This window comes from Variovorax sp. GW821-FHT10D07 (assembly GCF_059415325.1).
In genome coordinates this window covers 220,037-231,348 of record NZ_JBWKMZ010000015.1, presented here as the reverse complement: position 1 = coordinate 231,348, position 11,312 = coordinate 220,037, and the positions used below count along the sequence as shown (strand labels likewise).

General features: G+C 70.0%; 7 protein-coding genes and 1 pseudogene. 7 read left to right on the top strand and 1 reads right to left on the bottom strand.

Annotated elements, in window-relative coordinates; translation table 11 throughout:
* The 7 genes and pseudogenes from AC07PU_RS34415 to AC07PU_RS34385 form a co-directional block, all read left to right on the top strand.
* Window positions 1-838, top strand: a pseudogene (locus AC07PU_RS34415) (hypothetical protein); the annotation flags it as partial.
* An 89-nt stretch (window positions 839-927) separates the two neighbouring features.
* Window positions 928-1,434, top strand: a complete 507-nt coding sequence (gene pal, locus AC07PU_RS34410; protein ID WP_093347731.1) for a peptidoglycan-associated lipoprotein Pal — start codon at window positions 928-930, stop codon at window positions 1,432-1,434.
* A 105-nt stretch (window positions 1,435-1,539) separates the two neighbouring features.
* Window positions 1,540-4,650, top strand: a complete 3,111-nt coding sequence (locus tag AC07PU_RS34405) for a glutamate ligase domain-containing protein (RefSeq protein WP_256222729.1) — start codon at window positions 1,540-1,542, stop codon at window positions 4,648-4,650.
* Entirely contained in the window at window positions 4,647-4,949 is a 303-nt protein-coding gene (locus AC07PU_RS34400; RefSeq protein WP_143129249.1) for a hypothetical protein, read from the top strand. The genes AC07PU_RS34405 and AC07PU_RS34400 overlap by 4 nt, the downstream gene beginning before the upstream one ends.
* Window positions 4,950-5,032: 83 nt before the next feature.
* Complete coding sequence (locus tag AC07PU_RS34395) at window positions 5,033-6,850, top strand: peptidase domain-containing ABC transporter (protein WP_208511239.1); 1,818 nt, start codon at window positions 5,033-5,035, stop codon at window positions 6,848-6,850.
* An 81-nt stretch (window positions 6,851-6,931) separates the two neighbouring features.
* A complete protein-coding gene (locus AC07PU_RS34390) occupies window positions 6,932-8,248 on the top strand; it encodes an HlyD family type I secretion periplasmic adaptor subunit (RefSeq protein ID WP_093347724.1) in 1,317 nt (438 codons plus the stop codon).
* Window positions 8,245-9,813: a TolC family protein gene (locus AC07PU_RS34385; RefSeq protein WP_208511240.1), complete on the top strand. Its 1,569-nt coding sequence runs from the start codon at window positions 8,245-8,247 to the stop codon at window positions 9,811-9,813. Before AC07PU_RS34390 ends, AC07PU_RS34385 begins: the two co-directional genes overlap by 4 nt.
* Before the next feature lie 51 nt (window positions 9,814-9,864).
* On the opposite strand, the gene AC07PU_RS34380 is transcribed toward AC07PU_RS34385, so the two are convergent.
* The gene (locus tag AC07PU_RS34380) at window positions 9,865-11,304 is read right to left on the bottom strand and encodes a sigma 54-interacting transcriptional regulator (RefSeq protein WP_208511241.1); all 1,440 of its coding nucleotides are present in this window, start codon (window positions 11,302-11,304) and stop codon (window positions 9,865-9,867) included.
* Between the last annotated feature and the right edge of the window lie 8 nt (window positions 11,305-11,312).

The following is an 11,312-nucleotide window of genomic DNA, read 5'->3' as shown; positions in this document are numbered from 1 at the left end:
GGGCGATGGCGGCCTGCTGGGTGGCGTGCTCGGTGGTGACGGCGGCCTGCTCGGCGGCATCCTGGGCGACGACGGCCTCCTGGGCGGCGTGCTCGGCGGTGACGGTGGCCTGCTCGGCGGCATCCTGGGCGACGACGGCCTGCTGGGCGGTGTCCTCGGCGGTGATGGCGGCCTGCTCGGCGGCGTCCTCGGCGACGACGGCCTTCTGGGCGGCGTCCTCGGTGGCGACGGTGGTCTGCTCGGCGGTGTGCTGGGCGACGACGGCCTGCTGGGTGGCGTGCTCGGCGGTGGCGAAGGCGGCCTGCTCGGTGGCGTCCTCGGCGGTGACGGCGGCCTGCTCGGCGGTGTGCTGGGCAACGACGGCCTGCTGGGTGGCGTGCTCGGCGGCGGCGAAGGCGGCCTGCTCGGCGGCGTCCTCGGCGACGACGGTCTGGTCGGTGGCCTGCTCGGCAACGACGGCCTGGTCGGCGGCCTGCTGGGCAACGACGGCCTCGTCGGCAGCCTGCTCGGCTCGCTTGGCGGCGACGGCCCGTTGGCCAACATCCTGCAGCCGGTCACCGACATCCTCGGCGGCCTGACGGGTGGCGCGACGCCGGTGGTCGATTCGCTGACCGGCACCAGCGCCGGCGCACTGGCCCCGGTGACCGACATCCTGGCGGGCGCCTCCGGTGCCGCGGCGCCGGTGGTCGAGACGGTGGCCAACGTGCTGGACGGCGTGGACCACGCCCTGGGTACCAACCTGACCCAGGTCGTGACCCCGATCACCAGCCAGGTCGAGCACACGGTGGGCAATGTGGTGACCCCGGTCGCCAACATCCTGCACGGCCTGCTGGGCTGATCCGGTCACGGACAGTGGACGGAAAAAAAGAGAACGAGCAGCAGAAGAAAGGACGGACCGGCAACGGTCCGTCCTCTGAAAGGAACGGTATGAAGACGAATTTCCGGATACTGGCCATCGCGGCACTGGGCGCCAGCCTGGTCGCCTGCGGCACCGGGCCCAAGCAGGGCCGCGACGACGCGACCTACTACTACTCCAACAAGGGGGCGAGCGCGGTCGCCAAGGTCGAGCCGCCGCCCCCGCCGCCGGTGCAGAACGGCCCGGCCGGCGTGTCGAAGATCGTGTACTTCGACTTCGACAAATACGACATCAAGCCCGAGTACCGCAACATCGTCGAGGCGCACGCCAGCTTCCTGCGCAACCGCCCGACGAGCCGCGTCGTGCTCGAAGGCCACACCGACTCGCGCGGTGGCCGCGAATACAACCTCGCGCTGGGCCAGCGCCGTGCCGAAGCCGTGCAGCGCGCCCTGACGCAGCTGGGCGTGCCCGCCGAACGGCTCGAAGCCATCAGCTGGGGCATGGAAAAACCCGCATCGCTTGCCAACACCGAGGAGGGCTACCAGCTCAATCGCCGCGCCGAATTCAGCTACCGCTGAACCAGGGAACTGCGATGCCTTCGATGGCAGCTCCCGGTCTTCCGAGTCATCGCGGCAACGCATGACGAAGAGGGCCGGTTGCCCGTTTTCGACCGGGGCCGAATGATGTCCTTTTCCGATCAGCTCCACGCCTGCCACGAGCGACTCGTCTCGGTGTGCGCGGCGCTGCCGGCGCCATACCCGGCCTTCACGCTGTTCTTCTCGGTGAGCGACGGCACGCAGCGGGCGCACGTGGTGCACACCCGCGCGGCCGTGCTCGAGACCGCCTGGCGCGAAGGCGCCGAGCAGGTCGAGCGCTGGGTGCACGAGCACGGCATCGTCTCGCCCTGGCTGCGCATCGACTGGGTCGAGGGCGCGAGCCCGATCGACTGGGTCCAGTTCAAGGGACAGCTGGCGTCGGTCAAGCGCAACTACTTCCGCCTCGGCCTGGCCTTCGACAAGGACTTCGAGCTCGCGTTCACCGAGCAGGAGCTCAATGCGAACGCGATGCTCAGCGGCGACTCGACCATCGCGCACGCGGTGGTGAACCCGCGCAACTTCGAGCTCTATGCCGATGCGCGCTTCGGCCGCCGGCTCTCGCTCGACCTGCCGGGCGACCAGCCGGTGTTCCTGCTGGCGACCGTGGGCCTGTTCTGCCAGCCCGACGGCGTGGTGCACAAGCTCGTGGGCACGGGGCTCGATGCCGGTCGGCGCCAGCTGCCCGCGCTCAATCCGCAATCGACGCTCGACCTGGTGCGCAGCGGCGCCTCGTACCTGGCGCGCCAGGTGCAGGCCGACGGCCTGTTCGTCTACGGCTACTTCCCCTGCTTCGACCGGCGCATCCCGACCTACGACGCGATGCGCCATGCGAGCGCGCTCTACGCCATGATCGAGGCGTGGGAGATCACGCGCGACGAGACGCTGCGCGCGGCCATCGAGCGCGCGCTCGATCGCCTGGTGCATCACCTGATCCGCGACTACAAGCTCGCCGACGGCCGCGACATCTCGTTCCTGGTCGACACCGGCGGCGAGATCCGCCTGGGCGGCAACGCGGCCTGCGTGCTGGCGCTCGTGAAGTACTGCGAAGCGATGGACACGCGGCGCTGGCTGCCGCTGCTCGACAAGCTCGCGCTCGGCATCTCCTCGCTGCAGGACCCGGCGACCGGCCGCTTCAACCACGTCATCCATGCGAACGACCTGACGCTCAAGCAGGCCTCGCGGATCATCTACTACGACGGCCAGGCCTCCTACGGCCTGCTGCGCCTCTACGGCCTCACGCGCGATCCCCAGTGGCTCGCCGTGGTGGAGAAGGCCTTCGACCACTTCATCGCCAGCCAGCACTGGCAGGCGCACGACCACTGGTTGAGCTGCTGCGTCAACGAGCTCGCGCGCTGGAGCCCGCAGGAGCGCTACTTCCGCTTCGGGCTGCAGAACGTCGCGGGCTACCTCGACTTCGTGCTCGACCGCAAGACCACCTTCCCGACGCTGCTCGAGCTGATGCTGGCCGCGCAGCAGATGCTGCAGCGGCTCGAGGGCATGCCCGCGATGCGGCACCTGCTCGACGAGCTCGACGTCGAGAAGTTCTACCGCGCGCTCGACTACCGCGCGCACTACCTGCTCAACGGCTACTTCTGGCCCGAGATGGCGATGTACTTCCGCCGTCCCTCGACCATCGTCGGCTCGTTCTTCATCCGCCACCACGCGTTCCGCGTGCGCATCGACGATGTCGAGCAGTACGTCTCGGGCTTCGTGGCCTTCCACCGCTACCTGGTGGAGCGCCGCACGCTGCATGGCGCGGGCGCCGGCGCGGTGGCCGGCGGCGGCATCTCGGTCGGGCAGGGCGGACCGCGCGACGACGGCGGCACCTGGACCGCGAGCGAGATGGCGCGCGTGACCGGCGGCGAGTGGGTGGTGAAGCCCGAGGACGGCTGGCGCGCCAGCGGCGTCGCGCAGCGCTCCTTCCTGCGCAAGGGCCGCGTGGTGTTCGAGAACCAGACGCGCAACGCCAAGGCCCCGCTCGCGGCCGTGGCGCTCAAGGGCGTGCTGCAGCCCGCGGCCGCCGTGCTGTGCGTCGATCCCAAGCCGCACCTCGACAAGCGCGTGCCGGTGCTCAAGGTGGCCGACCTGCCGCAGGCCGTGCTGCAGCTCGGCACCCATGCGCGCGCCGAGTTCAACGGCGGCGTCTGCGCCGTCGTGGGGCAGGGCGTCGCCGGCGCGACCGTGGCGGCCATGATGGCCAGCGCGCTCACCGTGTGGGGCGAGGTCGGCCAGCCCGAAGGCAGCATCAGCCTGCCGTCGGGCATCGCGTGGAACCTCACCTGCCTGCCGCGCCACGCCGCCTACTGGGTGCTCGACATGAGCCAGTCGCAGCTGCCCGCGTCGACGCAGCTCGTGCGCCCGACCCTCGCGGTGATCACCGGTCCCTCGGCCGCGGCGCAGAAGCACCGCGGTCCGGCCGAGGCCGCCGCGCGGCAGGACGCGCGCATCTTCCTCGGCATGACCGCCGGCGACAGCGTGGTGCTGAACCGCGACATGGTCGAGTACCCGGTGTTCGCCGAAGCCGCGGCCGAGCGCCAGCTGCAGGTGGTGAGCTACGGCGAGCACCGCGCGGCCGACGTGCGGCTGGTCTCCTTCGACCATGGCGAGGTGAAGGCGATGGTGGCCGGCGAGCCGCTGCAGCTGCGCCTGAACGCACCCGGCCGCCACATGGGCATGAGCGCCGTCGCCGGCCTGGCCGCGCTGACCGCGCTGCGGCTGCCATTGACCGCGGCGGTCGAACCCTTCGCGCAGTTCGAGCCGCCCGGCGGGCGCGGCGCGCTGCACACCATCCACATCGGCGGCGGCAGCTTCAAGCTGATCGACGAGACCTACGACGCCAACCCGAGCTCGATGCGCGCCGCGCTCGAGCTGCTGGCGCAGGCCCCGTGCGAGCCCGCGCGCCGCGTGGCGATCCTCGGCGACATGCAGGAGCTGGGCCCGGCGGCCCAGCGCCATCACCTCGACCTCGAGCCCGAGCTGCTGGCCACGCAGGCCGACCGCGTGCTGCTGTGCGGACCGCTGATGCGGGCCCTGCATGCGCGCATCAGCTCGAAAGTGCGTTCGCACTGGTTCGTCGACGTCTCCGATTTGTCGACCGCGCTGGGCAGCCTGCTCCAGCCGGGCGACTGGGTGCTCGCGAAAAGCTCCGCGGGCGTGGGTCTGTCCCGGCTGGCCCGGGTTTTGAAAGCACTGCCATGACCAGACTGGATGCACTCCTTCATCTGCCCGCGCAGCAGGAGGCCGCCCCGGCGCGCCGCTGGTGGACCCGCTGGGCCCAACTGCTGTGCGCGTGGGTCGTCTGCATGCTGCTGTGCGTCAATGTCGCGATCCTGCTGGACCGGGGTTTGCCCGGAGACGACGAACCCGCGCAGGCCGCGAATACTCGGAAGACGGTCGCTTGCAGCACCGTCGTCCTGCCCACCGAAATCGTCTCGCATCGAGCCGCGACAGGGTCTGACCGACCCCTGACCAAAGCCTCGAATTGCACTGCTTTCTAGAGTGAAATATTGCCTTGTAACAGTCGGGTAACAGTTGATAATGAAGCCGTTGCGTCATCGCCTGACGGGATCGGCTTTCGCCCATGATCAAGTTTCTCCTGCCCACTCAACTGGTCGCCGAGCGGCCCGTGGAGCCCGGTGCCAGTCCCTATGCGGGCGCCCTCCACACCGCGTTTCGTGATGCCTACCCGCTGATCAAGAGCGCGGCCTGGCGCTCCATTCCGATCAGCCTGTTCGGGCTGCTGCCCTCGATCTTCCTGCTGCAGGTCTACGACCGCGTGCTCTCGCGCAGCGGCGTCTCGACGCTGGCGGCGCTGGTCAGCGGCATCCTGTTCTTCCTGTGCATCGAGTTCTGGCTGCGCACGCGCCGTTCGCGCCTGCTGCGCAACGCGGGCGCGATCATCGACCACGGCGTCTCGGGCGCGTTGATGGGCTCCATGCTCGGTCGTCCGCTGCGCGCGCTCGAGGCGCGGCCGGCCTCGGTGTGGCACCTGTACTTCCGCGACGTCGGCTCGGTGCGCGGCACCGTCACCGGCGGTCTCGCGCAATCGATCTTCGACCTGCCGATGGCGGTGTTCGGGCTGGTGGTGATCGGCATCGTCGCGCTGCCGGTGCTGCCGGTGGTGGTAGCCTTCCTCGCGATCCTCTCGTTCCTCGCCTGGTGGTGGGCCGACGAGGTGCGCGCCGGCCGCGTCGAGGAAGTGCAGCGAGGCCGCGGCCTCGACCGCATGACGGCCGAGATCTGCCATGCGCGCGAGACGCTCAAGTCGCAGGCCAACGACGGCCCCATCATCGAGATGTGGCAGAAGACCTACAACGACTGGCTCACCGAGAGCTTCACCAAGAACGGCCAGATCGAGACCGCGCGCGACGGCACCACGGTGCTGCTGACCGTGTTCTCGGTGATCGTGGTCACGGTGGGCGCGATCTCGGTGATGGAGCAGTGGATGACGGTCGGCGGCCTCGTGGCCTCCAACATGCTCGCGCTGCGCGCGCTGCAGCCGATCGCCGGCCTGGTCTCGAACTGGCGCTCGCTGGCCACCGCCAAGGAAGCCGCCAAGCGCCTCGAGACCGTGCTCGGCGAGCCAGTGGAGAAGCCGCCGGTGGGCATGGCCCTGCCGCAGCCGCTGGGCCGCATCACGCTCAAGGACGTGAGCTTCAGCTTCACCGAGAACGCGCAGAAGGCGGTCATCGAGAACCTCGACCTCGACATCGGCCCGGGCGGCCTGCACGTCATCGTCGGGCGCAACGGCGCGGGCAAGTCCACGCTGGTCAAGCTGCTCTCGGGCCTGTACACGCCCACGCACGGCGTCGTCAGCATCGGCGAGTACGACCTCTCGCAGTTCGGCCGCGAGGAGCTGTCGCGCTGGATCAGCTACCTCTCGCAGGAGGTCTACTGGTTCGGCGGTTCGCTGATCGACGTCATGCGCCGCACCGCGCCGGGCCAGAGCGACGAGCAGATCGTCGCGGCCTGCAAGCTCTCGGGCGCGCACGACTTCATCTCGCGGCTGCCCGACGGCTACCGCTCGATGGTGGGCGAGGGCGGCACCGGCCTGTCGGTGGGCGAACGTCGCAAGCTCGCGCTGGCCATGAGCTTCCTGCGCAAGCCCTCGGTGCTGGTGCTCGACGAGCCCAGCAACGACCTCGACTTCCAGAGCGAGCGCGCGCTGCTGGCCACGCTGCTGGCGGTGGCCAAGGTGCGCACGGTGGTGGTGGTCACGCACTCGCTGCGCATCGTCTCGGCCGCCAGCCATGTCTACCATGTGACCGGCGAAGGCTCGGTCGAACAGGGCACGGCCGCGGTGATGGTGCCGAAGCTGTTCGGCGTGAAGAAGGCGCTGGTGGCGCTGCCCGAAGGCGGTGGCGAGGATGGCGAATCCGCCGCCCGCTCGATCGCCTGATGCGCTGAATTTGTTTATGGATTGGACCGATCGACCGATGACCGAGTGCGACGACCGAGTGCCCGCAAGGGAGGCGAGATCTTGAAAGCCGATCTGCCGCAGGTCCTGCAGACCGAAGACCAGAAGCGCGCCGCCCAGATCACGCCCGAAGGCCGCCGGCGCCAGTGGCTGCTCGGCGGCCTGATCGGCGTGTTCGCGGTGGTCGGCCTGGGCTTCCCGATGGAGACCGTCGTGGTCGCGCCCGGGCGCGTGATTCCCTCCGACCGCGTGAAGTCGATCCAGCATCTGGAAGGCGGCATCGTCAGCGCCGTGCTCGTGAAGGAAGGCGACCACGTCAAGCAGGGCCAGTCGCTGGTCGAGATCGACCTCGGCGGCAGCGGCCTCAACCTCGAGGAACTGACCGCGCGCTATGCCGCCACCCAGGCCACGCGCGTGCGCCTGCTGGCCGAGAGCCGCGGCCAGCCGCTCAAGCGCGACACCTTCGCCAAGGACATCGACGAAGGCGTGTACGCCGGCGAGACCGGCGCCTACGACGCGCGCGCGCTCGAGCAGCGCGGCGTGATGGCCGGCGCCATCTCCGGCCTCGAGGCCGCGCGCAGCCGGCAGCTCGAGCAGCAGGCCAAGGTCAAGGGCCTGAGCGACCGGCTCGACCTGATGCAGAAGGAGCTCGAGGTGTCCGAGCAGCTGCTCAAGGAGAAGCTGGTCGGCCAGGTCGAGGTGCTCGAGAAGCGCCGCCAGGCCGAGGCCGCGCGCAGCGAACTCGCGGTGGCGCGCCAGGGCGTGATCTCGGCCAACGCTGCGATCACCGAGGCGCAGGCCAAGATGGCCGAGGCCGAGGGGCGATTCCGGCGCCGCGCCTCGGACGAGCTCGCCACCGTCGAGCGCCAGTTCGCGAGCCTGAGCGAGGACCTCGCGCGCGCCCGCACGCAGCGTTCGCGCACCGAGGTCAAGGCGCCGTCGGACGGCATCGTCAAGGGCCTGCGCAGCGGCAGCCCCGGCTGGGTGGTGAAGCCTGGCGAGGCGATCCTCGAGGTGGTGCCCGACAAGGACGAGATCATGATCGAGGCGCGGCTCAATCCGAACGACCGCGGCTTCGTCGAGGTCGGCCAGCAGTCCACGGTCAAGATCACCGCCTACGACTACCTGCGCTACGGCGCCGTCGAGGGCAAGGTCACGCTGGTGGCGGCCGATGCCGACCGCGACCCCGCGATCGCCAACGGCGCGCCGTACTACCGGCTCCTGATCAGCACCGACAAGTCCTTCGTCGGCCACAAGGAAAACCGCATCACCGTCGGCATGGAGTCCGAGGTCGACCTCAAGGTCGGCACCGATCCCTTCATCTGGTACATCCTTCGTCCGGTGCTCAAGCTGCGGCGCGAAGCCTTCCGCGAACCATGAAGCGCCGCACGACCAACGGCCGGCGCCCGGCGGGCACCGGCGTGCTGTGCGCGGCGCTGTGCGCCAGCTTCGCGCTGCCGCCCACCGCGATGGCTCAAGAGACGCAGGGGCCCCAGGATCCGCCGCCCTCGCTGATGCTCGCGCGGCGCCTGACCGCGCCCTCGATCGGCACCGCCGGCTACGTGCAGCGCGTGAAGCAGGCGCTGGTCGTGCTGTCGCAGGAATACCCCGAGGTGCAGACCGCGCAGGCGGCTGCCAACACCAGCGGCTTCCAGATCGACCAGGCGAAGAAGGCGCGCTATCCGCGCTTCAAGGTCGGCACCTCCTCGGGCAACTACAACAGCGGCGCCGCCAACGCGCAGACCCAGAGCTACAACGTGATCACCGCCGAGGCGCGCATGAGCCTGCTCGACGGCGGCGCGATCAGCGCCTCGATCCGTGCCGCCGAGGCCGGCAACGAGGCCGACGGCCAGGCCGTCACCACCACCTCGCAGAAGGTGGTGCTCGATGCCCTGACCGCCTACCTGCAGGTGCAGCGCTTCGACCTCAAGAAGGAGATCGCGCATCGCTCCACCGAGATCGTGGCCGAGCTCTCGAAGGCCGAGGCGCGCCGCGTCGCGCTCGGCGCCACCGGCGAGAACGACCTCAACATGGCCAGCGCGCGCCGCGCCAGCGTGGCCGCGCGCGAGGCCGACTTCGAGGCCCAGCGCGACGAGGCCATCGCCAAGTTCCGCAGCTATTTCAAGTTCACGCCCATCACGCGCAACCTGCCGGTGCTGGCCGCGCCGCCGCAGTGGCGCATCGATTCGCAGGCCGAGGCGCTGCGCCGCGCCGAGGAACGCAGCACCGAGATCGCCGAGGCCCAGGGCCGCATCAACAAGGCCAAGGCGCTGGTCGAGCAGCAGGAGGCCAGCATCTGGCCCACCGTCGATGCCGTGATCGTGAAGAGCAAGGACCCGCGCGGCGTGTCGCCTCAGGATCCCACGCGCACCGCGCTCGAGCTGAGCTGGAACTTCGGCAGCGGCTTCGACCGGCAGCTGCGCGTGCGCACCGCCATGGCCGAGGTCGAGAACCAGGAAGCCAAGCTCGAGGGCGTGAAGCTCAACCTGTTCGAGCTCACCAGTGCCTCGTGGTCGCGCACCGTCTCGGGCCGCGAGCGCGAGCGCCAGCTGATGGAGGCCGTGAGCACTTCGGGCCAGGCCTTCCGCGGCCGCCGCCGCCTGCTCGAGTTCGGCCGCGACACCCTGCCGCAGGTGCTCGATGCCCAGCTCGAGTACTACAACCTGCTGTTCGACTACGTCGATGCCGTGTTCGACCTGCGCGTCAACGAGCTGCGCCTGGCGCGCACCACCGGCGAGCTGCGCATCGATGCCGAGGGCAGCAACGAATGGGTCGACCGCGTCTTCGGCGCGCCGAGCCGCACCGTGCTGACCGAGGACGGCCTGCTGAGCGGCCCGTGCCTGGCGAGCAATTCGACCTGCGCGACCGAGGCGTCGGTGGACCGCTCGCAGAACGCGCAGCCCGTGACCCTGCGGCGCGCCGAGCGCCTGCCGACCACCAACTGACGAAGAGGAAAGGCGGGCGGCCGGCGCGTCGGCGCGCGGCCGCGTTGCCGCTCAGGCGTCTTCCGGAATGCCCGGTTCGCCGTCGAGGATCTGGTACTTGCGCATCTTCTCCCACAGCACCTTGCGGCTGATGCCCAGGTGCTGCGCCGTGTCCTGGCGCTTCCAGTCGTTGATCTCGAGCGCCGCGATGATGCGGTTGCGTTCGCTGCCGTTCCAGCCCTTGCGCTGATCGCCGCCGGCGGCATCGAAGGCGCTGCTGGTGCCCACCGCGTTCGCGCCCAGGCCCATGCCGCCGCCCGGCCCGGTGGCCGCGGGCGTGCCGCGGGTCAGCGCGATCGCGCGCTGGATCAGGTGCTGGTCCCAGCTGTGCAGCTGCCGCGCGATCACGCCCACGCGTTCCGCGAGGTTGCGCAGCTGGCGCACGTTGCCGGGGAAGTAGGTCTCGGCCACCGCGTCGCTGAGCCAGTGCGGCGTTTCGCCGAGCACCTCGAGCTGGTCGCCCAGCACGTTGGCCAGCAGCGCCTTGAAGATCGCGATCTTGTCGATCTCGCCGCGCTCCTCGAGGCTGGGCACGTGCAACTCGATCACCGCGAGGCGGTAGAACAGGTCGGCGCGGAATTCGCCGCTGGCCACCATCTCGCGCAGGTTGCGGTTGGTCGCCGCCACCAGCCGGAAGTCGACCCGGATCGGCGAGGTTGCGCCGAGCCGCGTGACCGCGCCGTCCTCGAGCACGCGCAGCAGCTTCACCTGCTGGTACTTCGGCAGGTCGCCGATCTCGTCGAGGAACAGCGTGCCGCCCGTGGCCTGTTCGAAGTAGCCGCGGTGCGCATGCACCGCGCCCGTGAACGAGCCCTTGGCGTGGCCGAAGAACAGCGACTCGAACAGCCCGTCGGGAATCGCGCCGCAGTTCACCGCCACGAACGCGCCCTTGCTGTAGTTCTGGTGGCCCAGGTGCAGCTGCTGCGCGATGCGTTCCTTGCCCACGCCGGTCTCGCCGCGCACCAGCACGCTGTGGTCGCAATCGGCGAAGGCATTGACCTCGGCCAGCAGCGACTTCATCGCTTCGGAGTGCGCCACCAGTTCGTCGAGCGGCTGCGGCGCCACGTCGCGCGCGCGCAGTTGCCGCACCAGCTTCGCGACCATCGTGCGCAGTTCGGCGCAGGTGAAGTCGTAGGGCAGCACGTGCAGGTACTCGGGCGGATAGGTGCGCGAGTCGCGCTCGCGCGAGGCCGCCGCGACCCAGATCACCGGCATGCCCTGCAGCAGCTCGGTCGCCTGCGGCAGCCCGCCGCCATCGATGACCGTCACGCTGATGATCGCCACCGACGGCCGCATCGCCGCCGTGCGGTCCTGCGAAGGCGGGGGCATGCCGTCGGCCCGGATCACCTCGACATCGAAGCTCGCCATGCAGCGGGCGATGCGGTCGAGGATGTCGGCCTTTCCTTCCCAGACAAAGAGGTCGAGTTCGTCGAAATTGGGGGAGGCGCTCATTGGCTCGA